Here is a 26,662-nt window from a genome sequence, read left to right as displayed (position 1 = left end):
CGCGTTCCCTCTCAGCGTAAGCGGTTTTTGAGGGCCACCACCCCGGCTGCGGCAGCCAGGGCAGTAAAGGCCCTGCGCCTTGCCGTCCGGCGGGCGCCGTGCCATCCGCCGGACACGGACGCCGCCCGTACCCGGCTTGAGGGCTGATACAGGTTTCCCGACGAGTCCTGCGCAGCGCGCTTCCGGGACAGGTGCGTCTTGTCCACCTGGACAGCCATGACATTTTCAGTGAGGCCGGGAAGAACCCTGTGCTTCAGCACCATGTAGCGGCCTGCCGGACCCACTACTGCTTCCCGGCGCGGCCTTTTCAGGACATCCGTTATTGTCCTGGCCACGCGCGCCGCGGTGTAAACCGGGGGCATGGCAACCACGCGGCGGCCCGTGTGGTTGGCCGCGTGCTGGAAGAAAGGCGTGTCGATGGCTGCCGGCAGAATAGTGCAGACTTTGACACCCGTCACCCCGTCCAGCAGGAGTTCCGACCGAAGGCTCACCCCGAGCGTCCGGACTGCCGCCTTCGACATGGAATAGGCAGCAGTGTAGGGCTGGCCGATTTCGCCCACTATTGAGGCCACATTGACGAGCACGCCCGAACCCTGGGCCTGCATGTATGGCAGGGCAGCCCGGGCGCCATGGACGTAGCCGTTCACGTTGACATCGAGCACCCGCTTGAAGTCCTGAAGCGGAACCTCCGTCAGCCGGCCGAAAACGGACACCGCTGCATTGTTTACCCAGGCGTCGAGCCGCCCGAACTCCTCCACGGCGCGGGAAGCCAAGGCCTCCACGGCCTCGGCATCCGTCACGTCCGTGGCGATGGCGATAGCCTTCCCGCCCCGCTTACGGCATTCCTTGGCCAGCGCCTGGAGCACCTCTTCCCCGCGGGCAGCGAGAACGAGACGGGCACCTTTGTGTGCCAGGTGCAGGGCCGTGGCGCGGCCAATGCCGCTCGATGCACCTGTGATGACGACAACGCTGTCCTCGAGTCTCATGGGCTCCCTCATCTTTCGGCGGAATCTGTTCAGACGTCGGGCCCGTAGAAGCAATAAGCAGGCTTAGTTTGTGATGCTACCCATCGTCCCGGCGTGCGGCAACGGTCTGGGAAGTGCTCCTGAATGCCGGACCCTTGTTTGAGCAGGGACTCCTCGTAGTTCATGATGTGACGTAACCCTGTGAGACCACTTCGCCGTCGAAAGGCTGCCGTAACCCAAGCATGACTGCGCTCGGATATCTTGCTGCTTCCGTGCCGCCGAGAATGGCCATGGCCGGCTCGGCAGTAGCGATCCCCATCCTGGCCGTTCAGCAATTGGACGACGTGGGCGTGGGCGGCGCCCTGGTTGCTGCATCGCTCGGTCCGAGTGTCCTAGCAGCCCCGGTCGCAGGTGCAGCGCTCGACGCCGCCCGCCGCCCGGGCGCTTTGGTTGCCGCCTCCGTAGTGCTGACAGCCGTTGCCTTCGCGGTCACCTCGTTCCTCGGCCAGATCCCCATGCCGGTTGTGTTCGCGGTGCTGGCATTGGCCGGAGCGGCCGCGCCCTTCTACATGGGCGGGCTCTCGAGCTTCGTGGCCGACGCCATACCCGACGGACGCAGGGCATTCGCCTACGACGCCCTCTCCTACAACTTCTCAGCCGTGGCGGGACCGGCCCTTGTCGCCGTCATGCTGGCCTTCTTCCCGGCCGGCGCTTCCCTCACAGTGCTGGCAGCCGCCGCGATGGTGGGCGCAGTCTGCGTCAGCGTTATCGGTCTTCGACCGCATGCTGCGGGCACAATTTCCCCGCGGCGCGCAGTGGCTGCAGGGCTGCACCGGATTTTCCGACACCGGCCGCTGGCGGTGGTGACTGCGGCGTCAACGCTGAGCCAGCTCGGCCAGGGCGGATTGGCGATCGCAGCGGTTGCTCTCTCGATTGACCGGATCGGCTCACCGAGCGAAGGCGCGCTGGTGGTGACGGCTTTCGCCGTCGGCAGCCTGCTGGGCGCCCTGTATGAAACTGCCCGCCCAACCAGGGCACGCCCCCATGTTGTTATGATGGCCGGTTTCCTGGGGACCGGGCTGCTGACGATCGGCGCCGCGCTCGACCTGGGAACGCTCTGGACCGTAATCACCATCGGTGCTTCCGGCGTCTTTACGGCGTCCACCGCAGCGGCAATGCTTTTCCTCCGCAACCTGCTGAGCCCGCACCACCTCAAGTCGCAGATCTTTACTGTCGGCGCGGGCCTGCGCGCCAGCGCCTCCGCAGCCGGCGCTGCCCTGGCTGCCTCCGCGACGGGCTTTGGCGGCGCATTCACGGTGGCGGTCATCGGACTTGTATGGGTCCTGTCGGCGGCGGTCATGGCGGCCTATCCCACGTCCTCAGCGACCGTCAGCGCCGCCTGACGTATGCTTGTGCTACAGGTTTAGCAGCAAGCCGGTGCGGCTTTCTGCTGGACGTGGAGCATGGCTGAAGCTTCCCCTTCCAATCTCGGGCCCGGGTTCCAGGCCGCTTTTCCGGTTGCGGTTCTGGCCACTCCCGACGTGGAGAATTTCCTCCGTGACGCCCTGCACGAGTTTGCCTATTCCATCGGTAACGAGTCACGTGACGTGCTGTGGGCTGTCTCGTTGGTGGGCGGTGAAACCGTCCGGACCTGGGTGTCCGGTTCACCTGACGCCCGTAGGGTCGACGCCCTTCACGGCTCGTTCGACGACGGTCCGCTACGCGCAGCCGTACGTTCCGGTGAGTTCGTCCATATAGCCGACGTGGCCACGGAACGGCGGTGGCCAGGCTACGCCACCTTCCTGGCCGGGCACGGCGCCGCCTCCCTGCTGACAGTTCCCCTGATGGTGGGCGGCGAGATCGGTGCTGCCCTCACGCTTTATGCCCCCATCCCCCATGCGTTCACGAGCGATGACATAGCCGGCGCCGCTGCATGCGCCCGGCGGATTGCCGCCGACATCCACCTACTGCTGCAGCTGGCGCAGCGGGCAGAGGCCACTGCCGTTGAAAGCCCGCTTTCCCTGGTGGACCTTGCGGTGTGGTCCCTGATGCGGGAATACGGGTTGAGCCGGGACAATGCGGCCCAGTATCTCCAGGAAGTTGTCCAGAACCGCGTCTCCGGGCCGCCGGGCGCGGGCATCACGGCTGTCCTGCCGACTTCCGGGCTGGCCGCCGACGGCGGGCTGGCCCACGACGACGGGAGCCGCCCGGTCGCGAACGCCACGGCCAAGCGCCGCCGTGCTGCGGGGCGGAAATCATAGGCCTTCGCCAGGGTCAGCTTGTGCGTTTGCCCACTATGGACGCGGGCGGCTTGGGGAAGGCCTTGGCGGGGTACATTTTGCCCACTTTCAGCATGTAATGTGCCCACTGGGGACCGGCAATCATGTATCCGTCGATGCGCTTGTAGACCTTGCCGTTGATGTTCAGGTTCCTGCCGGCCCGGCTCTGGCCTTCGAGTGTGTCGCCGAAGAATGACGCGGTGGCGATCCCCGTGGTGTAGCCCACCACCCAGGTGGCGCTGTTGATGTTGTTTGTCCCGGTTTTGGCCGCCACGGGCATGCGGTCGTGGACCGTAGGCTTGATATAGACGCCGGAGCCCTTCTTTAGGGTGTCCTGCAGGACGGCGTTCACGCCCCTGGCCACCTTCGGATCCACAGCGTCCCGGCACTTAATCTCCGGGACCGGCAGCTGCTTCCCGGCACGGTCGGTGAGGCGCGTCATCGAGATGGGCTGGCAGTAGCGGCCATCCGCAGCGAAGGTGGCAAAGGCATTGGCCATTGTCAGCGGTGCGACTTCCGTGCCACCCAACAGGTTGCCGAGCTGGTGCATGTTGATCCGGTCGCCGTCCAGTCCGCTGTGGAGGCCCACTGCGTCCACCATCTTCTGGATGCCGCAGAAGTCCAGCTGAGCCGCTTCGGCGAAAGTCGCAGTGTTGATCGAGTTGTAGAGCCCGTAGTCAACCGGCATCTTCCGGTAGTAGCCGGCGTCAGCGTTCTGCAGGTCGTCTGCCGCCTCGAGGCCTGCCGCCCGCTGCTTGCTGCTGTAGCCGCCGACGACTTTCCCGCAGGAGGACTGCCAGCGGAATCCGAGCGGGTACTCCCGCTTGGAGGCGTCGACCACTGTTGTCATGGTCTTTCCCTGGTCCAGCCATTCCGCGAAGATGAACGGCTTCATGGTAGATCCTGGCTGGAAGCCGCCCGCGCCGTTCAGGCCGTTGCCGTTGGGGTCCTTGGCTTCCACATTGAAATTCAGCTGAGTATCGAACTTTCCGCGCTGCGGGAGGAAGACCGTATTCTGAGCCATGGAGAGAATCTTGCCCGTCCCCGGCTGGATCGAGACCAGGGATGCACCCCATTTGGTGGGGTTCGCCCCGGCCGTTGCGTTCACCTGAGACTGCGCCGCGGCCTGGAGCCGGCTGTCGAGCGTGGTGGTGATAGTCAGTCCGCCGCGTAGCAGCTTCTGTTCCCGCGCTTGCCTGTCCGCACCGTACGCGGGGTTGTTGAGGAACAGCTGTGCAACGTAGTCGCAAAAGTAGGGAGCCATCGCCGCAGCGGCACAGCCCTGTTTGGAGGGCTTGATCTTCAGGCCGACGCCGCTGGCCACAGCCTTGTCATGCTGGCTCTGGCTGATCTTGCCCTGCTCCAGCATCGCGTTCAAGACCTGGTTGCGGCGCTGGATGGAGTTCTCTGGGTTCGCCACAGGATCGTAGAGGCTGGGGCTGTTGACGAGGCCGGCAAGCAGGGCTGCCTGAGGCAGTGTCAGCTTGCTCGCAGGAACACTGAAGAAGTACTGGGAGGCCGCTTCGATGCCGTAGGCACTGCGGTTGAAGAATACGATGTTCAGATACCCCTCAAGAATCTGGTCCTTGGTGAACTTCTTCTCCAGCGCCAAGGCCAGGCGCATCTCACGCAGTTTGTCCGCAACATTCTTCTGCCCGCTGAGAATCACTTGCTCCTCGCGCCCTGCGGAGATCCTGGCTTCATTCGCCACATTGGTGACGTACTGCTGGGTTAGCGTCGACGCTCCCTGCCGTTCCCCCTCCGCCAGGTTGGTCGTCAGCGCACGGAGAATACCCTGCGGGTCAACACCGCGGTGCTCATAGAAACGGCTGTCCTCAATGGCAACGATCGCATCCTTAACGTATGGCGACATCGTTTTCAGCGGAACCCGCACGCGGTTTTCCTCGTAAAAGGTCGCAATCAGCTTTCCATCGGCCGTCACCATCCGCGTGGTCTGCGACGGCGGCTGCACCGCGAGTTCCGTAGGCAGACTGTTGAAATAGTTGATCGAGCTGCTGAGGGTGGTTCCGGCTAACGCAACCTGTGGAACCAGATAGGCGGCCACCAGGACGCCACAGAAGCTACTCAGGACCACGAACCCGAGCATCGTTGCCACGAAACTGCGCAATCGGGATGACTGGCGCTTGCTTGCCATCATTAGAACTCACCTCATCCCGTGACACTACGATACGCCGCCCGACACCGCTGATCCAGAACGTAGGCGGGGTAAAACTAAGACAAGCGATTTTTGATTTGACGCTATGTCAGGACAAAGTTTTGACGTGGCGGTTAGAGCGCTCTAAGGTTGTTGGCACGTGACCTTGCACACTTGCAGGAATGCCTTATTCATGGCCGAAGCATCTCGGCCAAACAATCCAAGGAAGTCGACAATGTCGTTGCATGCAGCACGCCCTCCCGCAACTGGATCCAAGCACCGCGGATATCTTGCCCGCCTCACCGTCATTTCCACGCTCGGCGGACTCCTCTTCGGCTATGACACCGGCGTAATCTCCGGGGCCCTGCTGTACATGCAGGACTCGCTCAGCATGACTCCCGTGGAAGAAGCGACTGTGGTCAGCGCCCTGCTCTTCCCGGGGGCCGCGGTTGGCGCCCTGAGCGGCGGCCGGCTCGCCGACAAGCTGGGACGCCGCGGCAGCCTGCTCGTGTGCGCTTTCCTCTTCCTTATCGGGGCCCTGGGATGTGCCGTCGCTCCCAACGTGGGCTTCATGATCGTGGCCCGTGTCATTCTTGGCCTTGGCGTCGGCGCAGCAGCCGTAACCTGCCCCCTCTACTTGGCTGAGATGGCGCCCGCCCACCTGCGCGGCCGCATGGTGACCATCAATGAACTGATGATCGTGACGGGCCAGATGCTCGCCTTCGCCATCAACGCCCTCCTGGACACCCTCATTCACGACCCGGAAGTCTGGCGGCTCATGCTGGGCGTGGCATCGATACCCGCCATTGCGCTCCTGATCGGCATGCTGGTCCTGCCCGAATCACCCCGCTGGTTCGCCATCCGGGACCGCTTCGCTGACAGCCGCCGGATCCTGGACCTGAGCCGCAGCCCGGAAGAGGCAGACTTCGAGTACAAGGAAATCGTGGAAGCCGCCACAACCGCGCGCAACGAGCGCTCCCATGCATGGCGCGACCTCAAGGAGAATCCGTGGATGCGCAAACTGCTGTGGATCGGCATTGGCCTGGCCGTGGTTCAGCAAGCCACCGGCATCAACACTGTGAACTACTATGCACCGTCGATCCTTGAGCGCAGCGGGCTGGGCGTCAGCGCATCATTGGTGGCAACCGTGGCAGTGGGCCTGACATCAGTTGTGATGACTATTCTGGGCATCTGGCTGCTGGGCTTCGTCGGACGCCGGCGGATGCTGGTTATCGGATTCTCCGGCGTCGTTGCCTCCCAGGCGCTGCTCGCCGTCGTCTTCATGCTGCCGCAGTCGGATCTGGTCAGCTACACGATCCTTGCCGCCATGATGCTGTTTGTTGCCTTCGTGCAGTGCTTCATCGGTACCTGCGTCTGGCTGCTCCTCTCCGAGATCTTCCCGCTGGCAATCCGGGGCTTCGCCATGGGTATCGCCGTCTTCGCCCTGTGGACCGTCAACGCCGCCATCTCCTTCCTGTTCCCGATCCTGGTGGTCGCTTTGGGCTCGACGGGGACGTTCACAGTCTTCGTGCTGGTCAATATTGTTTCGCTCGTCTTCGTGGCCAAGTGCGTGCCGGAAACGAAGGGGCATTCGCTGGAAGAACTGGAAGTGCACTTCCGCACCGGCAGCCTGCCTGTCATCGTGCCCCCGGCTGCCTCCGCAGGGAAGGCCACGGCGCAGAAGAAGACCACGGCATAGTAGAAGGCCACGGCGCAGTAACAGGCCGAGCCCCAAACGCGCGTTCCTGCAGCCGTGGACAACCGGCGTACCGAGAAGGCAGCGGCGGCCCCAAAGCAGCCGCTGCATTCACGGTACGCTAGCGGCAGGAAGTGGATATTGCCGGGGAGTGAAGTGAAGACTCAGGGAGCGGCCAGGCGCCCCACCATAGAGGATGTTGCGCGGGAGGCAGGGGTTTCCCGCGCCCTGGTTTCACTGGTGCTTCGGGGCTCGCCCAAGGTCAGCGAATCCAAGCGGCAGGCAGTATCAGACGCGGTGGCCGCACTGGATTACCGGCCGAGCAATGCGGCCCGTTCACTGGCCAGTGGACGGACACGCATTGTGGGGGTTCTGCTCGATGACCTGGCGAACCCGTGGTTCGTCGACCTGCTCGACGGCCTGCAGTCAGTGCTTGGAGAGCAAAACCTGCGGATGGTCCTCGGGGACCCCCGCTACCTCGCCCGCCCGGGAGAAAGCCCGGTGTCCCCCTTCATGGAAATGCGGGTTGAGGGGCTTGTCATCGCGGGAGAGCTTCGGCCCGACGATGACCTTACACGTGCAACCTCACATACGCCGGCTGTAGTAGTCGGGGCCCGGGCCCTCACACTTCCAGCAGCGGACCGCGTGTCCAATGACGACGCCGACGGCGCCCGCCAGGCAGTTGAGCACCTGCTCGGACTGGGGCATCGGGACATAGCTTTCCTTACAGCCCCCACTGGCCCCGCCGCAGTGCGAGAGGCCTCGTATCGCGAAACTATGGAACGCCATGGACTGCAGGAGTACATCCGGGTCCTGCAGACGGACATGACAGAGCAGTCCGGTTACGAGGCACTCGGCCTGCTTATCGACGGCGACCAGGCACCAACGGCGGTGGTCGCCTCCAACGACATCCTTGCCGTGGGCGCCCTGTCCGCAGCCAACGCGCGGTCGGTCAGCGTTCCTGATGGACTATCAATTGTCGGGTATGACAACACCTACCTGTCTGCAATGGGCCACCTGGCGCTGACCACAGTAGATCCGGTAAGCCGTGACGTAGGCGCCTCGGCGGCGCAACTGCTCCTGGACCGCATTGCCGGACCCGCCCAGCCGCAGCGCAACGAAACGCTGAAGCCGCGGCTGGTGGTCCGGAAGACCACCGCGCCCGCCAAGCGCCCTTCAGCCAGGCGGAACTAGCCGCCGTCGTACGCCTTCCGGAGTTCGGCAATGTCCAGTTTCTTCATGCCCAGCATCACCTGCAGGGCGCGCTGGGAACCGGCGGAATCCGGCCCGCCGATCAGCCCGCCCAGCGCTGAAGGGACCACCTGCCATGAGACCCCGTACCTGTCCTTCAACCAACCGCACCGGCCCTCACTTCCGCCGTCGGTCAGTGCTTTCCAGTAACGGTCTACCTCATCCTGGGTGGAACAGTCGATGACGAAGGACACCGCCTCTGTGAAAGTGAACGTCGGCCCGCCGTTCAGGGCCTGGAACTTCTGGCCTTCAAGGTCGAACTCCACAGCCATTGCCTCGCCTGCCGGGCCGGGGGCGCCCTCCCCGAAACGGGAAATGCTGGTGATTCGTGCATTGTCAAAGACGGAGACGTAGTATTCTGCGGCTTGTTCGGCCTGATTGTCGAACCAAAGGCAGGCGTTGATCTTCTGCATGCTGCTTCCTCTCCCTGGAACCCATCGAAGCCCGGCCAGCGGCATCGCCGACCGGTGCCGGTTGAGCGTAGCCTCCAAACGCCGCCGGCGGAAGAAGCTAGGCTCGAAGGCATGCGTTCGACAGAAATCCCGGCCCCCCGGCCGGCGCCCGCCATCGCCGGCGCCGCAGCCGCAGATGCCCTGCTCATCATGGTGTTTGCCGCCATTGGCCGTGACGCCCATGCCCGCGGAGATGTCATAGCCGGTGTCCTGCTGACGGCGTGGCCCTTCCTCACGGGTGCGGCTGTCACCTGGGTTGTCCTGCGGCTCTGGCGCGGACCGCTGGCGCTGTGGCCGGCCGGCGTTGCCGTATGGCTTGGCGCCGCCGGAATCGGCATGGCTCTTCGCGCTGTCACCGGACAGACAGTGGTGCTGCCCTTTGTCATCGTCGCGCTGACCAGCCTCGCGGTGCTGCTCCTTGGCTACCGCCTGCTCGTGCTTGGACTCCTGCGCCTGCGGCGGTCACGGCGCAAGGCCTGATGTAATAGGCTGGCACCACGGCAGGCATCCGCGCTGCCGGAGCGCAACGATCCGGAAGGATAACCAGTGGTCACCGCATTCGTCCTGATCAAGACTGACGCTTCCCGCATCCCCGAGACGGCTGAAGAAATCTCTGCCATTCCGGGCATCAGCGAGGTGTACTCCGTCACCGGTGAGTGGGACCTGATCGCGGTTGCCCGCGTCTCGCAGCACGATGAGCTTGCCGATGTCATTGCTGACAAACTTTCAAAGGTTCCTGCAGTGGTCCACACGACCACACACATTGCTTTCCGCGCGTACTCCCAGCATGACCTGGACGCAGCGTTCGCACTGGGCTTCGAGTAGGCGGCAGCCCTCTATAGCGTTCGACGGCCGGCTATGCCTGGGTCAGGCCGACCCATTTCCCCAGGACGGCAGCGGCCGCACCGGAGTCAATGGACGTGGCGGCCCGTTCCAGGCCGTGCTTCATGCGCTCTGCCAGCGTTCCCTCGGCCTCGAGGTCAAAGGCCACGAGGCCGGCCGCGGCATTAAGCAGGACGGCGTCGCGCGCCGGTCCGGCTGCCCCGTCAAGCACCTGACGGACGACGGCGGCGTTCGCTTGGGCGTCCCCGCCGCGGAGTTCCTCGACCGTCGCCTGACGAATCCCGAGTTCTGCAGGCGAAAACAGCTGTTCGGTGACTCCGCCGTTGCGGATTTCCCACACGGTTGACGGACCGGTGGTGGTCATCTCGTCAAGCCCGTCGCTGCCCCGGAAGACGAGCCCGCGGCTGCCGCGCTTGGCCAGGACGCCGGCCACCAGCGGCGCCATGCGCGCGTTGGCGACGCCGACCGCCGAAGCCTGCACCCTCGCCGGATTGGTGAGCGGACCGAGGAAGTTGAAGGCGGTGGGAACCGCAAGCTCACGCCGAGGTACGGCCGTGTGGCGGAAGGACGGATGGAACACCTGGGCAAAGCAGAATGTGATTCCTGCCTCTTCGGCACAGCGCGCCACGCCCTCGATGGGCAGGTCAAGGCGGACACCGAGTGCCTCCAGCACATCCGCCGAACCCGAAGACGACGACGCCGCGCGGTTGCCGTGCTTGACCACCTTGGCGCCCGCTCCGGCACACACGAGCGCAGCCATGGTGGAGATGTTAACGGTGTTAAGTTGGTCACCTCCGGTGCCAACGATGTCGAGCTTCTCCCCGGAGATCTCAATGGGTTTGGCATGGGCCACCATGGCTTCAACCAGGCCGGCGATCTCGTCCACCGTTTCGCCCTTGGCCCGCAGCGCCACAAGGAATCCGGCGATCTGCGCCGGCGTAGCCTCACCCGACATGATGGTGCCCATGGCCCAGGCCGTACTTTCCGCCGTAAGGTCCTCGCCGTCAATCAGGGCGGAAATGAGACGCGGCCAGGTGTTAGCTGCCGCCTGTGCCGATACCTGTGAAGTCACCTTCCGATGCTATCGAGCCGCGGCTTCCAAAGACCAATGTGAACCCATCCCGGAACTTTTCCGCGCGAATTCGCGGCTTTGTAGAAAAAGTCCCCGCAAAAGGCGGTTTGCGTTGGGCAGGACGAAGTTTTACAGACATAATGTCTATGTGACATCTGCGACCCATGCCCCCAGTACCCCGGCGCACCCCACGCTGAACCGCCCCAATATGGTTTCCGTCGGAACCGTAGTTTGGCTGTCCAGCGAGTTGATGTTCTTCGCCGGTCTCTTTGCCATGTACTTCACGCTCCGGTCCACCTCCGGACAGATGTGGGCTGAAGAGACGGCCAAGCTCAACTTCCCCTTTGCGCTTGTTAACACGATCGTCCTTGTGGCGAGCTCCTTCACTTGCCAGATGGGGGTCTTCGCCGCGGAACGGCTCCAGCCGCGGCGCAGCGGCGGCCCGCTGCAGTTCACCCGCTGGGGCATGAACGAGTGGTTCACCCTGACCTTCCTCATGGGTGCCTTCTTCGTGGCAGGCCAGACGATGGAGTACGCCATGCTCGTCTCCGAGCACGTCTCGCTCTCGTCCAACGCCTATGGATCGGCCTTCTACATGACGACCGGCTTCCACGGCCTGCACGTCATCGGCGGCCTCGTGGCATTCCTCCTCATCATGGGCCGCTCCTTCGCCGCGAAGAAGTTCGGTCACTTCGAGGCGACCTCGGCGATTGTCACCTCGTACTACTGGCACTTCGTGGACGTTGTCTGGATTGGCCTCTTCCTGGTCATCTATGTCCTCAAGTAATCAAGGCTTGGCTCTTTCACAAGAGACTGATTTTCAAGAAGCGGCTCCTGGAGCCGACGCACGATCGAATAAAGGAACCACCACGTGAAGGCACTTTCGCAGAAGCGACGTCACCCACTGGCAGCCATAGCGCTGCTGTTGATGGGCCTCCTCCTCACTGGTGGGCTGTACGCCGTTGCCACCACCGTCAACGAGGCGAAGGCCAGCACCACCAACTTCAGCGCCAGTGATGTCGAGGAAGGCGAGAAGCTCTTCGAAGCGAACTGCGCCACCTGCCACGGCATGGGTGCCGGCGGCACCCAGGACGGTCCGTCACTGGTAGGCGTCGGCGCCGCTGCCGTCGACTTCCAGGTCGGCACCGGCCGTATGCCCATGCAGGCGAACGGCCCCCAGGCATATGAGAAGCCTGTCCAGTTCAACGAGCAGCAGACCCACCAGCTCTCGGCGTACGTCGCCTCCCTGGGCGCCGGCCCGGCCATCCCCGAAGCAGCCCTCCTGGACGAACAGGGTGACGCAGCCAAGGGCGGCGAGCTGTTCCGCACCAACTGCGCCATGTGCCACAACGCGGCGGCAGCCGGCGGCGCACTGACCCGCGGCAAGTTCGCTCCGGCCCTGGCCGACACTTCGGGCAAGCACATCTACGAGGCGATGGTGACCGGTCCGCAGAACATGCCGGTCTTCAGTGACTCCAACATCACCCCTGAAGGCAAGCGCGACATCATCACATTCCTCAAGCAGATCGAGACCACCGGCTCCCCCGGCGGCGCTGACCTTGGAGCCCTTGGCCCCGTATCCGAAGGCCTCTTTGTCTGGATTGCAGGCCTTGGCGTCATCATCGCCTTCACCATCTGGCTGACGTCCCGCACGTCCTAGGACGCGCAGGCAACCTAAGAAATGTCCCGCTGACCGTTCAGCGGGTTTGAAATTGAACACTAACTCGGCACCGCCGAGACGAGAGAAGGATGAGGCGAATCATGGGCAACCATAGTGACGGCAGTCCGATCCACTCGGGCACCGTAGCTACGGCTGGTCAGAATGAGGTGGAGAAGTTCCAGGACCCTGGAATTCCTCCGCATCGTTTGCGCCTGGCTGACACGGACCCGAAGGCCGCAAAGCGAGCAGAACGGCAGGTAGCCGCGCTGTTCGGCACGTCGGTCGTTGGCACCGTGATCTTCCTGGTGGCGTACTTCGCCATCGATCTGGGCGGCGACTCCACGATAGCCACTATCAGGCTGCAGAACATGTTGCTTGGCATCGGCACGGCCTTTGCCATGCTTGGCATCGGCACCGGCATCGTGCACTGGGCGAAGGCCCTCATGCCGGACCACGAAGTCTCCGAGGAGCGCCACGCCATCCGCGAGGAGGATGACCGCGCGGCAGCAGTCCGGATCGTCGATGACATCGTTGAGGAAACCGGCATCAAACGCCGTCCCCTCATCCGCAACACCCTGCTCGGCGCCGTGGCACTTGCCCCGCTCCCGGCACTCGCGGTGTTCGGCGACCTTGGTCCGCGCCCCGACGACAAGCTCGCCCACACCTTGTGGGCACCGGAGGGCGACAAGCTCAAGCGCCTGGCGCGTGACCCCGACGGCACCCCCATCAAGGCCTCGGATGTCACCATCGGCTCCGCCTTCCACGTCATCCCGGAAGGCCTCAACGACCTCCACGAAGGCAAGCTGAACGAGAAGGCCAAGGCCGTCGTGCTGCTCATGCGCCTCGACCCGGCAAAGCTGAACCCTTCCGCAGGCCGTGAGGACTGGGGTTACAACGGCATCGTTGCCTACTCCAAAATCTGCACCCACGTCGGTTGCCCTGTCGCCCTCTATGAGCAGCAGACGCACCACCTGCTGTGCCCGTGCCACCAGTCGACCTTTGACCTGACCCAGGAATGCAAGGTTATCTTCGGCCCCGCCAGCCGCCCTCTCCCCCAACTGCCTATCGCAGTCGACGACGAGGGCTACCTGGTCGCAACCAGCGACTTCAAAGAACCCGTAGGACCAAGTTACTGGGAGCGTGATCAGCATGAGCGCAGCATCAACAGCTAAGGCCCCCGCTTATGTAGCCAACACCAAAGTCGGACGTGTTACCGACTTCGTCGATGCACGCGTCGGCGGCTCCGGAATTCTTCGCGAATTCGGCCGCAAGGTGTTCCCGGACCACTGGTCCTTTATGTTCGGCGAAGTCGCGCTGTACTCCTTCGTCATCCTTCTGCTCTCCGGAACGTTCCTGACGTTCTTCTTCGACCCGTCCATGGCGGAGACGCACTACAACGGCTCGTACACTCCGCTGAAGAATGTTGAAATGTCGGTGGCGTACAGCTCCTCGCTGGACATTTCCTTCGACGTCCGCGGCGGCCTGTTCATGCGCCAGGTGCACCACTGGGCAGCCCTGCTGTTCGTGGCCTCCATCGCAGTGCACATGCTCCGCGTGTTCTTCACCGGCGCGTTCCGCAAGCCGCGTGAGTTGAACTGGGTGGTGGGCGGCGTCCTGCTCATCCTGGCCATGGCCGCCGGTTTCACCGGCTACTCGCTCCCCGATGACCTGCTGTCCGGCAACGGCCTCCGCATCATCGACGGCGTGATCAAGTCCATTCCGGTCATCGGCACGTACATCTCCTTCTTCCTCTTCGGCGGGGAGTTCCCCGGCACGCTGATCATCGGCCGCCTGTACGTCCTCCACATCCTGCTGGTCCCGGCACTGATCCTCCTGATGATCGTCCTGCACCTCTTCATGGTGGTCGTGCACAAGCACACCCAGTACCCCGGCCCGGGCCGCAACGACCACAACGTCGTCGGCTACCCGCTCGGTCCGGTCTACGCCGCCAAGGCCGGCGGATTCTTCTTCATCGTGTTCGGTGTCATTGCCCTGATGGCAGGGTTCTTCACCATCAACCCGATTTGGAACTACGGCCCCTACGACCCCTCCCCGGTTTCCGCAGGCACGCAGCCTGACTGGTACATCGGCTGGGTTGACGGTGCGCTTCGCCTCATGCCCGGTGTGATTGGCGACTTCCACTTCGAGTACGTCATCTTCGGTTACGTGCTGACGCTGAACGTCCTGCTTCCGGCCCTGGTGCCGGCTGGCATCGTCTTCACCGTTCTGTTCATGTACCCGTGGATTGAGCGCTGGGTCACGAAGGACGACCGGGAACACCACGTTCTTGACCGTCCCCGCAACGCCCCCACACGGACCGCGATCGGCATGGCCGGGTTCACGTTCTACTGCGTCATGTGGGCTGCAGCCAGCTCCGACCTCATCGCGACCCACTTCATGGTCTCCCTGAACGACGTCACGTACTGGCTGCGTGCACTGTTCTTCCTCGGACCGATCATCGCCTTCGTCGTCACAAAGCGCGTGGCCCTGGCTCTGCAGCGCAAGGACCGCGAGATCGCCCTCCACGGACGTGAGACCGGACGTATCGTGCGGCTTCCGCATGGTGAGTTCATTGAAGTTCACGCTCCGCTCGATGAATACAAGCGCTACAAGCTCGTCGGATTCGAGTCGCCGGCTCCGCTGCCTGCCGAGCCGAACGAGCACGGCGTCGTCACCAAAAACGAAAAGCGCCGTGCGGCACTCTCCCGCTGGTTCTTCGAGGACAGGGTTGCCCCGGCCACTCCTGCCGAATTGGCAGCCGGCCACGGCCACCACGAAGCCGTTGAGGCTGGCGAGGGACAGAAGACCCTCAGCCACTAGGAGCATCCTCAGCCACTGTCTCAGCTGCTGACGAGAAAGAAGCCCGGTCCCCTTGGGACCGGGCTTCTTTTGTGGAAATCAGGCTCTTTGTGTGCAGACGAGCGAGGTCAGGCGTTGCGGTATCCGGAGGCGTAATTGCGTGTCGGCCGGACGCCGGGGCGCTGCAGCGGCACCCACAGCTTGTACCGGTCAGCACGGTAAAAGGACACCGAATAGTCCACCATGGCCCTCGCGACAAACGCGTGCCGCTGGATCTTCAGCAGGGGCGCCCCGATCTCCACGTTGAGCAACCGTGCGGTGGAGGGTGAGGCTGCAGTGGCTTCAATCATGTCCTCGCCCCACTCCATCACCAGGCCGTACTGTTCGCTCAGCACGTTGTACAGCGAGGTGGGCGGCTCGCCGTCAAGGAGCCCGGGTACACGGTGGGCCGGGATAAAGTTCTCATCCACGCTCATGGGCTCATTGTCGGCCAGCAGCAGCCTTCTGAACCGTACCAGCGGTGTTCCCTCCTCCAGCTGCAATTCCCGGGCGAGGAAGGCGCTTGCGGCGATCTGCTCGAAGCTCAGCACCTTTGCTGCAGGAACCATGCCGCGGCGCTGCATTTCCTCGCTGTAGGAGGTGAGCTTGACCTGGAGGTCCAGCTTTGGCTTCCGGACAAAGGTCCCGAGGCCGACCACGCGCTCAATGACCTCCTCTCCCACCAAGGCGTCGATGGCCTGGCGGACAGTCATGCGCGCAAGCCCGAACCGTTCGGCGAGGTCCCGCTCCGAAGGAAGGGCGGAACCCGGCGGGCAGGATGTAGCGATGTACGTCCGGAGGATTTCCCGGAGCTGGATGTAGATGGGGACGCCGCTTTTCCGGTCGATCTCGCCGGCGATGGCTGCAGCACTAGCAGCCATGGGTGCTCCTGCTGAATATGTTCACACTTCAAGATTAGGCTACCCGGGAGGGGTCTAGACCAGGAAGCGTGCCGTCACCGCCGGATAAGCCGCGAGGATACTCTTAAGGCGCACGTTTATAGGCGGCGGCACCTCCACCGCCCGGATAGAGGAGTACTCATTGCCAGTACGTAAGGCAATTGTCACAGCGGCCATCGGGCTGCATGCCCGCCCTGCGGCCGAATTTGTCCGCGCCGTCAACGAGACCGGCTTGCCCGTGACCATCAGCAAGGCCGGCAGCGACGCCGTTGATGCCCGGTCACTGCTTGAGGTCATGGCCGGCGACTTTAACTGCGGCTGCCAGGTGGAACTGGGAATTGCGGAGGAAGCCCTTCCGGCCGGGCGGACCCTCAACGACGCGGAAGAGGCCCTGGACAACCTTGCGGGCCTCCTGTCAGCTCAGGCAGCACAGGCGCCAAAGGCACCGGCAGCACCGTAATAATCAACTGAAGCACCAATAACGACGGCGGGCCCCCACCACAAGGTGGGGACCCGCCGTCGTTATTTCTGCCGTGATTACGGCTGGCTCAGGAGCCTAGTGGGCGTGATCGCCCCGGCTGTACTCGTACACCCAGCCGATGAGTGCCACGACCGCCATGCCTGCGGCGATGAACACGATCCAGTAGCCCACAGCAAGGCCAAGGAAGCCAGCGGCACAGGAGAGGCCAAGCATCAGCGGCCACCAGCTCCAGGGGCTGAAGTGGCCCTGTTCACCGGCGCCCTCGTGGATCTCGGCGTCGGCGCGGTCCTCGGGGCGCAGCCCCACCCGCTTGCCGGTGAAGCCGAGGTAAGCCCCAATCATGCCCGCGAGGCCCCCGACGAGCAGGATGCCCAGGACACCGACCCACTCAGACCAGTTGGTGAGGAAACCGTAAATCAGGGCGACCGGTACGAAGAAGAAGACTCCGGCTCCAAATATCCATGATTCGATCTTCACTGCGAGGCGTCCTTCTGATCGGCGTTACCGAGCACAGCTGCTGCCGGTGCCGGTGACTCAATGGTGTGTGACTGGGAAAGCTCAGGGTGGTGCAGGTCCAGCGCGGGACGCTCTGAGCGGATACGCGGCAGCGACGTGAAGTTGTGCCGCGGCGGCGGGCAGGACGTTGCCCACTCCAGGGAAGCCCCGAAGCCCCAAGGATCGTCCACGAGGACTTTTTCGCTGCTCCGGGCGGTGATGTACACGTTCCAGAAGAACGGGATCAGGGACGCGCCCAGGACGAACGAGGAGATGGTGGAGAACTGGTTCATCCAGGTGAAGTTGTCCTCGATCATGTAGTCAGCATAGCGGCGGGGCATGCCTTCCACACCGAGCCAGTGCTGGATGAGGAACGTACCGTGGAAGCCCAGGAACAGCAGCCAGAAGTGGATCTTGCCCAGGCGTTCGTTGAGCATCTTGCCCGTCCACTTCGGCCACCAGAAGTAGAAGCCGGCGAACATCGCGAAGACCACGGTGCCGAAGACCACGTAGTGGAAATGCGCCACCACGAAGTAGGAGTCCGAAACGTGGAAGTCCAGCGGCGGTGAAGCCAGGATGATGCCGGTCAGGCCGCCGAAGAGGAACGTGATGAGGAAGCCGATGCTCCACAGCATCGGGGTCTCGAACGTCAGCGAACCCCGCCACATGGTGCCGATCCAGTTGAAGAACTTCACGCCGGTGGGAACCGCGATGAGCATGGTCATGAAGGCGAAGAACGGCAACAGCACCGCACCGGTCACGTACATGTGGTGCGCCCACACCGTCACCGAGAGGGCCGCGATGGCGATGGTGGCGTAGACCAGGCCTTTGTAACCGAAGATCGGCTTACGGCTGAACACCGGGAAGATCTCCGAGACGATACCGAAGAACGGCAGCGCGATGATGTACACCTCCGGGTGGCCGAAGAACCAGAACAGGTGCTGCCAGAGCACGGCACCGCCGTTTTCCGGATCGAAGATATGAGCACCGAAGCGGCGGTCTGCACCCAAGGCGAACAGGGCGGCGGCCAGCGGCGGGAACGCCATCAGGACGAGGATGGCCGTCACGAGGGTGTTCCAGGTGAAAATCGGCATCCGCCACATGGTCATGCCCGGAGCGCGCATGCAGATGATGGTGGTGATGAAGTTGACCGCACCAAGGATGGTGCCGAAACCGGACAGTGCAAGGCCGAAGACCCACAGGTCACCGCCCACACCGGGGCTGAAGGTCGTGTTGGACAGCGGCGCGTAGGCGAACCAGCCGAACGATGCAGCACCCTGCGGGGTGATGAAGCCGGAGACGGCGATGGTGGAGCCGAAGAGGAAGAACCAGAATGCCAGGGCGTTCAGCCGCGGGAAGGCAACGTCCGGGGCACCGATCTGCAGGGGCATGATGACGTTTGCGAAGCCCGCAAAGAGCGGGGTGGCGAACATCAGCAGCATGACGGTGCCGTGCATGGTGAACATCTGGTTGTACTGCTCTTTGGTCTGCAGGATCTGCATACCGGGTTCGAACAGCTCGGCGCGGATGAGCAGGGCCATCACGCCGCCGAGGCAGAAGAACACGAAGGACGCAATCAGGTACATGTACCCAATGGTCTTGTGGTCAGTGGAGGTGATCCAGTTGACGACGATGCGTCCCTTGGATTTGGGAACCACAGGTGCTGCGGGAGCTTCCAGGGTCCCGGCGGATTGAGTGTAAGTAGTCACGTCGCTCCCCTTACTTCGATTCGGTCAGGCCGGGGTTGCGGTCGTACTCTTCGCCGAGCAGGCCCGTGTTGCCGTCCTGGCGCAGCTGGTTCATCTTCGCCTGGAACTCGGACTCGGAGACGACCTTCACGCGGAAGAGCATTTCGGAGTGGTACTCGCCGCAGAGCTCGGCGCACTTTCCGTCATAGGTGCCTTCCTTCGTGGGCGTGAACCGGATGTAGTTGGTCTTGCCCGGGATCATGTCGCGCTTCTGCAGGAACGCGGGGACCCAGAAGGAGTGGATGACGTCGCGGGCGTTCAATTCAACGTCAATGGACCTGTTGACGGGCAGGTAAAGCGTCGGAAGCTTTTCCTTGTCGACGGCGTTGCCGGTCAGATGCGCCTGCACGCCGGCTTCGTAGACGTCTTCCTGGATGACCTCACCCTTCTTGTAGTTGAAGTCCCAGGCCCACTGCTTGCCGCGGACGTCGACAACGACGTCGGCCGGCTGGGAGCGGTCATCGATCGCCTGCTGGTCGCGGTCGGTGAAGTAGAAGAACACCAGCACCATGAACAGCGGAATGGTCAGGTAGAAAACTTCCAGCGGAAGGTTGAAGCTGGTCTGCCTGGGGAAGCCAACGGTCCCCTTGCGGCGCCGGTAGGCAACGAGGCACCAGACGATCAGGCCCCAAGTGATGATGCCCACCGCGAGAGCGGCAATCCATGAGTTGACCCACAGGTCCATGATCCGGTCGGTGTTACTGGTGGTCCCGCGCTCGGTCGGAAGCCACCCCTTCTCTACCAATGGCGAACATCCAGTCAAAACCAACGCGCCGGCAGTTGCCAAGCCAGTGATCTTAGCGATCTTTTTGCGTCGGCTGCCGGTTCGGTTCTGCGAACTCACAGACGGCCCTTCCTACTTGTTGCTGTTGCCTGGGCGGCCTTCGTCGTCCCGGGCACACGAAAAGAGTTTTACTACTCGGTGTAGAGCTTACCGCTCTCCGCGCGTTTTCGCCCACACGTCCTCATCAGTGTGGCGGCGCCGGTAGAAACCGGCACCGCCACAGGATGAGGGAGGGCTGCAAGGCCTGCTTAGTGGAACGAATCGCCGCAGGCGCAGGACCCGCCGGCATTGGGGTTGTCGATAGTGAACCCCTGCTTCGAGATGGTGTCCTCGAAGTCGATGCTGGCACCGCTGAGGTACGGCACGCTCATCTTGTCGACAACGACCTCCACGCCGTCAAAGTCACGTACGGCGTCCCCGTCCAGGAGGCGCTCGTCAAAGTAGAGCTGGTAAATCAACCCGGAGCAGCCGCCAGGCTGCACGGCGACGCGGAGGCGGAGGTCAGTCCTGCCTTCCTGCTCAAGGAGGCTGCGGACCTTGCCTGCGGCAACGTCGGTCAGCTGAACCTCGTGGGTCGCCAGTTCGGCACTGGCGGTGCCGTTGGATTCAGTGCTGTTTTCATTGGTCGTAGTGCTCATTGGCCTACCTTCTAACGACGGTCCTGGCGGCCCCGCGTGAACGGCGCCTGCCCCTACGGATACGGTACGGGCTATAGCTACATGCTACGTCGCTCGGACGCGTAGCTCTAACCTCAGGCGTAACCATGGCCGAACACTAGTTGTTCCCGCAGAGCGCAGGCAACCCTATTTTTGAGGCCGAACTTGCTGGGTTGAGGCGGGGCAGGAGCGAAACCGTCAGTTCAGACCCTCGCTGTTAAGTCGGGCCAGCAGCAGCGCCTCTGCCACAACAGCGTTATGGAAATCCCCGATGTGAAGCGATTCGTTGGCGGAGTGGGCCCGGGAATCCGGGTCCTCGACCCCGGTCACGAGGATCTGGGCTTCCGGGTACACCTCTGTCAGATCTGAGATGAACGGAATGGAACCGCCGATGCCCATTTCCACCGCCGGCACACCCCATGACTCCCCCAGCGCCCACATCGCATATCCTGCCGCCTTGGATGACCTGTCGGCCAAGTAGGAGTTACCGCTCTCGCCCGGGGTGAAGACAACCTTCACCCCGAATGGCGCATGGGCCTGCACATGCCGCCGCACCGCTTCCATGGCTTCAGCCGGCACCTGACCGGGCGCCAGCCGGAGGCTGAACTTGGCCCGGGCGCGCGGTAACAGCGTATTCGAGGCCATCTCTACTGCCGGCGCGTCGAAACCGATGATGGACAAGGCCGGCTTGGTCCACATGCGCGATGAAATGCTTCCGATGCCGGCCAGCTTCACTCCGTCGAGCACCGAGGCGTCCGCCCGGTATTCGTCCTCGGTAAGGTCCACAGTGGCTTCGTCATAGCCCACCAGGCCCTCAATCGCCACGCTGCCCTCGTCGTCGTGCAGGGTGGCAATGAGGCGTGACAGCAGCGTTGGAGCGTCCAGCACCGGACCCCCATACATCCCGGAGTGGACAGCGTGCTCCAGGACCTGCACTTCGATGGTTCCGTCGATGAGTCCCCGGAGGCTCGTCGTCAGCGCGGGCACGCCTACCTTCCAGTTGCTGGAATCAGCGACAACTATGACGTCCGCCCGGAGCAGTTCGCGGTAGTTCTCCAGGAAGGTGCGGAAGGTCGGTGAACCTGCCTCCTCCTCCCCCTCGAAGAACAGCGTCACTCCGAGCCCGAACTCTTCGCCCAGGACCTCGGTTGCTGCCGCATAGGCAGCAAGGTGCGCCATGATGCCGGCCTTGTCGTCGGCGGCACCGCGGCCGTACAGCCGTCCATCGCGTTCGACGGCGGCAAACGGCTCGGATTCCCACAGGGCCGGGTCGCCGGGCGGCTGGACGTCGTGGTGGGCGTAAAGGAGGATGGTCGGCTTGCCTGCGGCCGCCTTCCGCCGGGCCACAACAGCCGGGCCTCCCGGCGTTCCGTCAGCTTTATCACACCGCAGGATCCCGACGTCGGAAAAGCCTGCCTCGCGCACCAGACTGGCAACGGCGTCCGCGCTGCGGTCCAGTTCCGAAGGATCGAAGCTAGTCCAGGCAATGCCCGGGAAACTGACCAGATCTCGAAGCCGGGACATGGTGGTGCCAAAACCGGCGGTGACAGCGGATCGGAGGGCGTCAGTGTCGACGCCGGATACCGTGCTGCCGGAGGGGGGCGGAAAGGCCGCTGATGCTGAAGTCATGGCAAAACACTACCGGTGCCACGCGTTCCAGCCCCGGCATTCCGGGGTGAGCCCTTCCCCATCCCCATAACAGACTGCCGGGCGCTGCAGGGTATTCTGTTTTGGTGTTTGGACGTAAAAAGGAAGCGCCAGCGGCGCAGGACATAGTAGACCAGCAGGCTGCTGACGCAGCTGCCCGGCAGGGCGGCGCAGGCAAGGGAGCACCCACACCCAGGCGCAGGGATCAGGAAGCTGCCCGCAGGCGCCCCCTGGTGCCCGAGGACCGCAAGGCCTCCAAGGCGGCAGAGCGTGCCGCCGTGCAGGAGCAGCGCCTGAAGATGCGCCAGGCCCTCGATACGGGTGACGAGCGGTTCCTCCCACTCAGGGACAAGGGCCCGCAGAAGCGGTTCGCCCGCGATTACGTGGATGCCCGGTTCAGCCTGGGCGAGTACCTCATGTTCGGTGCTTTGATCTTCGTGATCGTCTCCTTGGTGGTTCCGTCCACAAGCGAGCAGATGATCTACGTCCTCGGTGGATTCTGGGTGATGTTCCTGGCTGTCTTCGTGGACGTGTTTATCCTGTCCCGCAAACTTCGCAAGAGGCTCGCGGAGAAGTTCGGCGAAGTGGAGCGCGGCACTGTCTGGTACGGATCGATGCGGTCCCTGCAGTTCCGGAAGCTCCGTCTCCCCAAGCCCCAGGTCCGGCGCGGCCAGTACCCCTCCTAATACCGTTCCTCGGTCATTTCGGGGTGTCCCCCCAACCTGATGCACAACAGCCCCCGGCAGTTCAGTACCGTCGGGGGCTGTTTCGCTATCTCCACAGTGGACTGGCCTTGTCAGGAGTCCAGGTCAGGACTTGTGCCGCCCTGCCTTGGCCAGCTCCCGGTTGATGCGGGCCGCCCAGAAGGGTCCTTCGTAGAGGAAGGCCGTGTAGCCCTGAACGAGGCTTGCCCCTGCCTCCAGTCGCTCCTGGACGTCCTGTGCCGTCTCGACGCCGCCTACCGAAACAAGCGTGATCTTGCCGTCCGTTGCGTCCCTCAGCCTGCGCAGCACCTCCAGCGACCGGGCTTTCAGGGGCGCACCGGACAGCCCGCCGGCTCCGCAGGCCTCGACTTCCCCTGAGTCTGCACGGAGACCTGAGCGCCCGATGGTCGTGTTCGTGGCGATGATGCCGTCCAGCCCGAGATCCAGTGCGAGCTGTGCGACGTCGTCGATATCTTCGTCGGTGAGGTCCGGTGCGATCTTCACCAGGAGGGGCACATGCCGGCCTGCGGCTTTGTCGGCTTCTTCCGCCACTGCTGTCAGGAGTGGCCGGAGAGTGTCCACGTTTTGCAGGAGCCGGAGCCCCGGAGTGTTGGGCGAACTGACGTTCACCACGAGATAGTCTGCGGCCGGAGCGAGACTGCGGGCGCTGATGCGGTAGTCCTCCACAGCGTCCTCGAGCTCCACCACTTTGCTCTTGCCGATGTTGACACCGATAAGCGGGCGCACCTTCGGATGGCGCCGCTGCAGGGCGGCCCGGGCTGACTTGAGCCGGGGAGCCACAGCAGAGGCGCCGTCATTGTTGAACCCCATGCGGTTGATGACCGCGCGGTCTTCGATGAGCCGGAACAGCCTCGGCCGCTCATTGCCGGGTTGGGCCTGGCCCGTGATGGTGCCGACCTCAACGTGACCGAAGCCGAGCTCCGTCAGGGCTTCGATGCCGTGCCCCTCCTTGTCGAAACCGGCAGCCAGCCCGAACGGGGACGGGAAGGTGAGTCCGAACGCACGGGTCTGCAGGGAGGCTGGCGGCGCCGTAAAGCGGGCCAGCAGCCGGCCGGCTCCGGTGGTGTGGGCCAGCCGGATGCCTTTGAAGCCGATCTTGTGGGCGCGCTCGGCGTCCATCCATGAAAAGGCCAGCCTGAAGAAAGTGGGGTATACGCGCATGCCTCTAGTTTTCCGTCTCGTGCAGTCCAGACCAAACCGGTGCAGACCAAACGGGTCCAGATGGGACCAATAGAGACCACATCTGGCTAGTGGAGGCCAAACAGCACTCACGGTTGCGTAGCGTCTAGGCTGATTCCATGGAGTGGCAGAGTGACATCCTCGGCGGGGGCTTTGAGTCCCACGCCTTTGATGCCCTGGGCGCGGACGGCGTTACCCGGACCGCCACACTCGTCCGGTACGCTCCGGTCCGGGAGGCAGAGCTTTTCCCGGCTCAGGACATCAGGCGCCCCCACCGCCGGGCCGTGCTGTTCCTGCACGGATGGAGCGACTATTTCTTCAACACAGAGCTGGCCCGCTTCTGGCACAGCCAAGGCTATTCCTTCTTCGCGTTGGATATGCACAACCACGGCCGCAGCCTGCAGCCCGAAGAGCATGGCGGCTATGTTGGGGACCTCTCGAACTACGACGCCGAGATCCACTGCGCCGTCAGCATGATCCGGGACATGCGGCCCGGGCAGCCGCTTCAGCTGGTCCTGATGGGGCATTCCACGGGAGGCCTCGTGGCGGCGCTCTGGGTGAGCCGCAATCCGGGTGTGGTGTCACAGCTGGTGCTGAACAGTCCTTGGCTGGAGATGCATGGCAGTTCCCTGGGGCGGCGGGCTGCATGGACCATGGTGGAACCCCTGGCCCGGCTGAAGCCTGAGGCTGTGTTGCGCCTGCCCGAGCGTGGTTTTTACTGGCGCAGCATCAGCAACGCCGCTGAGGGAGAGTGGGCCCTCGACGACCGGTATCGGCCGCCCATGGCGTTTCCGGTCCGTGCCGGCTGGCTGAGCGCCGTCCTCGCCGGGCATGCCCAGGTTGCCCGGGGGCTCCGCATCGAAGTCCCTATCCTGGTCCTGATCTCCGGGGCCAGTTCTACCGGTCCCTTCTGGAGGGAGGAGATGCGGAGCGCCGATGCCGTGCTCGACGTCAATGTCATCGCCGTCCGGGCATTGTCTTTAGGCCGGAGCGTCACTGTGGAGCGGATCGACGGCGCCCTGCATGACGTCTTCCTCTCCCGCGCTGAGGTGCGCGCCGACGCGTACCGGCGGCTGGAACGGTGGATCCGCGGCTATGCGGATGGCCCAAACGTAGGCTGAACCAACCGGGGGACACGCCGCTTCAGGCAGCCGCTAGCCCGGCGGGTTGACAGCCGCTCCGGTATCGGCGGCGTCCACCGCTCCCCCATACCGACGGTCCCGCTTGGCGTAGATGCCCACGGCATCCCAGAGCGTCCGGCGGTCCACATCCGGCCACAGGGTGTCGAGGAAAACAAACTCCGCATACGCCGACTGCCACAGCATGAAGTTGGACAGCCGCTGCTCGCCTGAACTCCGGAGGAAAAGGTCGACGTCGGGGAGGTCCGGCTCGTCGAGGTACTTTTGGATGGTTTTCTCGGTGATGGAACCGGGCTTCAGGCGTCCGGCGGCCACGTCTTCGGCGATGGCCGAGACGGCGTCGGCAATCTCAGCACGCCCGCCGTAGTTGACGCACATGGTCAAAGTGCAGGTGCTGTTGCCGGCCGTGTAGGCCTCGGCCTCCTCCAGCTCGCGGATGACGGAGCCCCACAGCTTCGGCCGGCGGCCGGACCACCGCACCCGGACTCCCCATTCGTCCAGCTGGTTCCGCTGCCTGCGCAGCACATCCTTGTTGAACCCCATGAGGAACCGCACTTCCTCCGGGGATCGCCGCCAGTTCTCCGTGGAGAACGCGTAGACGGTCACATACTTGATGCCGAGTTCAATGGCACCGGCCACCACGTCGAGCAGGGCCGGCTCCCCCGCCTTGTGGCCCTCGATGCGGGGCAGTCCCCGCTGGTTCGCCCAGCGCCCGTTGCCGTCCATGACGATGGCCACGTGCCTGGGAACGAAGTCCTCGGGGATTGCAGGGGCGACAGCCCCGGAAGGATGTGGATAGGGGCGGACCACCGGAGAGGTCCGGTGCCGGGCAGGGGTGGTCTTCTTTCCCAAGGACACTGTCAGGTACGCTCCACATGTTTGAGGGATTTCAGGACTCGTTCAAGGTGCCACTGGAGATAACTGGCCACCAGGCCGGCAGCCTCCCGGCGGTGCAGCGGCAGTGAGGAATCCGCCGTCGTCCAGTTGCCGGTCAACAGCGCGCCCAGCAGCGCCACCGTTTCCGGCGCGGGGGCCGCTGAGCCGGGGGGACGACAGTCACCGCACACCATGCCGCCGAGCGGCGCGGAGAAAGCATTATGCGGTCCCGCCGCTCCGCAGCGTGCGCAGTGGGTGAAGCTCGGCGCCCAGCCGCCCGTGGCCAGGGCGCGCAGCAGATAGGAGTCCAGGATCAATTCGGGTGTATGGTCCCCGCGGCTCAGGGCAGCCAGTGCGCCTACGAGCAGATTGTACTGCGCGGTGCCGGCCTCGCTGTCGACGTCGGTCAATTTTTCGGCGGTTTCCGTCATGGCGGCAGCAACGGTGTAACTCGCATAATCCGCCGCGATGTATCCGCCATAGGCGCCCCTCGCGACGGCCTGGGTCACGATGTCCAGGGACTTGCCGGAGACCAGCTGCAGGTCCGCCACCATGAAGGGCTCAAGGCGGGCACCGAAGCGGCTGCTGGTGCGGCGGACGCCCCTCGCGACCGCCCGCACCTGGCCATGGTGCTTGGTCAGCAGGGTGATGATGCGGTCCGCTTCGCCCAGCTTGTGGGTACGCAGCACCACGGCCTCATCGCGGTAGGCCCGCGCTGCAAATGACTGTTCGACCACGCTTAATCTTCGCACTCTCCCCCGGAAAACCCTGCTTCCCGGGTGGCAGGTGCGCCGCCGCGCACAGCGCCGGCGCACCTGCACA

At 63.9% G+C, this 26,662-nt stretch carries 26 protein-coding genes; 13 read left to right on the top strand and 13 right to left on the bottom strand.

Annotated elements, in window-relative coordinates:
• Positions 1–11 precede the first annotated feature (11 nt).
• Positions 12–986 carry an SDR family oxidoreductase gene (locus M1E01_RS09345; RefSeq protein WP_457974746.1) on the bottom strand — a complete coding sequence of 325 codons (975 nt, stop codon included), beginning with the start codon at positions 984–986 and terminating at the stop codon, positions 12–14.
• A 221-nt stretch (positions 987–1,207) separates the two neighbouring features.
• Here M1E01_RS09345 and M1E01_RS09340 point away from each other — a divergent pair, with 221 nt between their 5' ends.
• Entirely contained in the window at positions 1,208–2,368 is a 1,161-nt protein-coding gene (locus tag M1E01_RS09340; protein ID WP_457974745.1) for an MFS transporter, read from the top strand.
• A 60-nt stretch (positions 2,369–2,428) separates the two neighbouring features.
• Positions 2,429–3,226: a GAF domain-containing protein gene (locus tag M1E01_RS09335; protein ID WP_457974744.1), complete on the top strand. Its 798-nt coding sequence runs from the start codon at positions 2,429–2,431 to the stop codon at positions 3,224–3,226.
• A 13-nt stretch (positions 3,227–3,239) separates the two neighbouring features.
• Here M1E01_RS09335 and M1E01_RS09330 read toward each other — a convergent pair whose 3' ends face one another.
• A complete protein-coding gene (locus M1E01_RS09330; RefSeq protein WP_457974743.1) occupies positions 3,240–5,402 on the bottom strand; it encodes a transglycosylase domain-containing protein in 2,163 nt (720 codons plus the stop codon).
• 232 nt (positions 5,403–5,634) lie between these two features.
• Between M1E01_RS09330 and M1E01_RS09325 the strand changes: the two genes are divergently transcribed.
• Both M1E01_RS09325 and M1E01_RS09320 read left to right on the top strand, forming a co-directional pair.
• The gene (locus M1E01_RS09325; RefSeq protein ID WP_457974742.1) at positions 5,635–7,098 is read left to right on the top strand and encodes a sugar porter family MFS transporter; all 1,464 of its coding nucleotides are present in this window, start codon (positions 5,635–5,637) and stop codon (positions 7,096–7,098) included.
• Between the two features lie 153 nt (positions 7,099–7,251).
• Positions 7,252–8,289: a LacI family DNA-binding transcriptional regulator gene (locus M1E01_RS09320; protein WP_457974741.1), complete on the top strand. Its 1,038-nt coding sequence runs from the start codon at positions 7,252–7,254 to the stop codon at positions 8,287–8,289.
• On the opposite strand, the gene M1E01_RS09315 is transcribed toward M1E01_RS09320, so the two are convergent.
• On the bottom strand, positions 8,286–8,759 hold the full coding sequence (locus tag M1E01_RS09315) for a VOC family protein (RefSeq protein ID WP_457974740.1): 474 nt from the start codon (positions 8,757–8,759) through the stop codon (positions 8,286–8,288). The two genes, M1E01_RS09320 and M1E01_RS09315, sit on opposite strands and share 4 nt — an antisense overlap.
• A 111-nt stretch (positions 8,760–8,870) precedes the next feature.
• Here M1E01_RS09315 and M1E01_RS09310 point away from each other — a divergent pair, with 111 nt between their 5' ends.
• Positions 8,871–9,278 (top strand): DUF3054 domain-containing protein, encoded by a 408-nt coding sequence (locus M1E01_RS09310; RefSeq protein ID WP_457974739.1) that lies wholly within the window; start codon positions 8,871–8,873, stop codon positions 9,276–9,278.
• A gap of 66 nt (positions 9,279–9,344) precedes the next feature.
• Positions 9,345–9,623, top strand: coding sequence for an Lrp/AsnC family transcriptional regulator (locus M1E01_RS09305; RefSeq protein WP_457974738.1), 279 nt, complete (start codon positions 9,345–9,347; stop codon positions 9,621–9,623).
• A gap of 31 nt (positions 9,624–9,654) precedes the next feature.
• Here M1E01_RS09305 and trpD read toward each other — a convergent pair whose 3' ends face one another.
• Positions 9,655–10,713 carry an anthranilate phosphoribosyltransferase gene (gene trpD / locus M1E01_RS09300; RefSeq protein ID WP_457974737.1) on the bottom strand — a complete coding sequence of 353 codons (1,059 nt, stop codon included), beginning with the start codon at positions 10,711–10,713 and terminating at the stop codon, positions 9,655–9,657.
• Positions 10,714–10,825: 112 nt separating this feature from the next.
• Here trpD and ctaE point away from each other — a divergent pair, with 112 nt between their 5' ends.
• The 4 genes from ctaE to qcrB all read left to right on the top strand — a co-directional run bounded on the left by ctaE (position 10,826) and on the right by qcrB (position 15,193).
• Positions 10,826–11,500: an aa3-type cytochrome oxidase subunit III gene (gene ctaE / locus M1E01_RS09295; RefSeq protein WP_457974736.1), complete on the top strand. Its 675-nt coding sequence runs from the start codon at positions 10,826–10,828 to the stop codon at positions 11,498–11,500.
• An 84-nt stretch (positions 11,501–11,584) separates the two neighbouring features.
• A complete protein-coding gene (gene qcrC, locus M1E01_RS09290) occupies positions 11,585–12,373 on the top strand; it encodes a cytochrome bc1 complex diheme cytochrome c subunit (protein ID WP_457974735.1) in 789 nt (262 codons plus the stop codon).
• A gap of 101 nt (positions 12,374–12,474) precedes the next feature.
• Positions 12,475–13,545, top strand: a complete 1,071-nt coding sequence (gene qcrA, locus M1E01_RS09285; RefSeq protein WP_457974734.1) for a cytochrome bc1 complex Rieske iron-sulfur subunit — start codon at positions 12,475–12,477, stop codon at positions 13,543–13,545.
• Positions 13,523–15,193: a cytochrome bc1 complex cytochrome b subunit gene (gene qcrB, locus M1E01_RS09280; protein ID WP_457974733.1), complete on the top strand. Its 1,671-nt coding sequence runs from the start codon at positions 13,523–13,525 to the stop codon at positions 15,191–15,193. The genes qcrA and qcrB overlap by 23 nt, the downstream gene beginning before the upstream one ends.
• A gap of 107 nt (positions 15,194–15,300) precedes the next feature.
• On the opposite strand, the gene M1E01_RS09275 is transcribed toward qcrB, so the two are convergent.
• Positions 15,301–16,092: a GntR family transcriptional regulator gene (locus M1E01_RS09275; protein ID WP_457974732.1), complete on the bottom strand. Its 792-nt coding sequence runs from the start codon at positions 16,090–16,092 to the stop codon at positions 15,301–15,303.
• Positions 16,093–16,252: 160 nt separating this feature from the next.
• On the opposite strand from M1E01_RS09275, the gene M1E01_RS09270 reads away from it, so the two are divergent.
• Positions 16,253–16,570 carry an HPr family phosphocarrier protein gene (locus tag M1E01_RS09270; RefSeq protein ID WP_457974731.1) on the top strand — a complete coding sequence of 106 codons (318 nt, stop codon included), beginning with the start codon at positions 16,253–16,255 and terminating at the stop codon, positions 16,568–16,570.
• Between the two features lie 96 nt (positions 16,571–16,666).
• Here M1E01_RS09270 and M1E01_RS09265 read toward each other — a convergent pair whose 3' ends face one another.
• The 5 genes from M1E01_RS09265 to M1E01_RS09245 form a co-directional block, all read right to left on the bottom strand.
• The gene (locus tag M1E01_RS09265; RefSeq protein WP_457974730.1) at positions 16,667–17,068 is read right to left on the bottom strand and encodes a cytochrome c oxidase subunit 4; all 402 of its coding nucleotides are present in this window, start codon (positions 17,066–17,068) and stop codon (positions 16,667–16,669) included.
• Positions 17,065–18,795, bottom strand: coding sequence for an aa3-type cytochrome oxidase subunit I (gene ctaD / locus M1E01_RS09260; RefSeq protein WP_457974729.1), 1,731 nt, complete (start codon positions 18,793–18,795; stop codon positions 17,065–17,067). The genes M1E01_RS09265 and ctaD overlap by 4 nt, the downstream gene beginning before the upstream one ends.
• A 10-nt stretch (positions 18,796–18,805) precedes the next feature.
• Complete coding sequence (ctaC, locus tag M1E01_RS09255; protein ID WP_457974728.1) at positions 18,806–19,678, bottom strand: aa3-type cytochrome oxidase subunit II; 873 nt, start codon at positions 19,676–19,678, stop codon at positions 18,806–18,808.
• Between the two features lie 188 nt (positions 19,679–19,866).
• Positions 19,867–20,256, bottom strand: coding sequence for a HesB/IscA family protein (locus M1E01_RS09250; protein WP_309076474.1), 390 nt, complete (start codon positions 20,254–20,256; stop codon positions 19,867–19,869).
• 216 nt (positions 20,257–20,472) lie between these two features.
• A complete protein-coding gene (locus tag M1E01_RS09245; protein ID WP_457974727.1) occupies positions 20,473–21,903 on the bottom strand; it encodes a M20/M25/M40 family metallo-hydrolase in 1,431 nt (476 codons plus the stop codon).
• Between the two features lie 104 nt (positions 21,904–22,007).
• Between M1E01_RS09245 and M1E01_RS09240 the strand changes: the two genes are divergently transcribed.
• Positions 22,008–22,607 (top strand): DUF3043 domain-containing protein, encoded by a 600-nt coding sequence (locus M1E01_RS09240; protein ID WP_457974726.1) that lies wholly within the window; start codon positions 22,008–22,010, stop codon positions 22,605–22,607.
• 123 nt (positions 22,608–22,730) lie between these two features.
• Here the strand turns inward: M1E01_RS09240 and M1E01_RS09235 are convergent, their stop codons facing one another.
• Positions 22,731–23,807, bottom strand: a complete 1,077-nt coding sequence (locus M1E01_RS09235; protein ID WP_457974725.1) for a quinone-dependent dihydroorotate dehydrogenase — start codon at positions 23,805–23,807, stop codon at positions 22,731–22,733.
• A gap of 137 nt (positions 23,808–23,944) precedes the next feature.
• Here M1E01_RS09235 and M1E01_RS09230 point away from each other — a divergent pair, with 137 nt between their 5' ends.
• Entirely contained in the window at positions 23,945–24,946 is a 1,002-nt protein-coding gene (locus M1E01_RS09230) for an alpha/beta hydrolase (protein WP_457974724.1), read from the top strand.
• A gap of 33 nt (positions 24,947–24,979) precedes the next feature.
• Here the strand turns inward: M1E01_RS09230 and M1E01_RS09225 are convergent, their stop codons facing one another.
• Positions 24,980–25,822 carry an isoprenyl transferase gene (locus M1E01_RS09225; RefSeq protein WP_457974723.1) on the bottom strand — a complete coding sequence of 281 codons (843 nt, stop codon included), beginning with the start codon at positions 25,820–25,822 and terminating at the stop codon, positions 24,980–24,982.
• Positions 25,823–25,824: 2 nt separating this feature from the next.
• Positions 25,825–26,577: a DNA repair protein RecO gene (recO, locus tag M1E01_RS09220; RefSeq protein ID WP_457974722.1), complete on the bottom strand. Its 753-nt coding sequence runs from the start codon at positions 26,575–26,577 to the stop codon at positions 25,825–25,827.
• Positions 26,578–26,662 lie beyond the last annotated feature (85 nt).

The sequence above is a fragment of the Arthrobacter sp. D1-17 genome, assembly GCF_054130535.1.
Note: the sequence above shows the minus strand (reverse complement) of the source record. Positions and strands in the feature narration are given on the sequence as shown.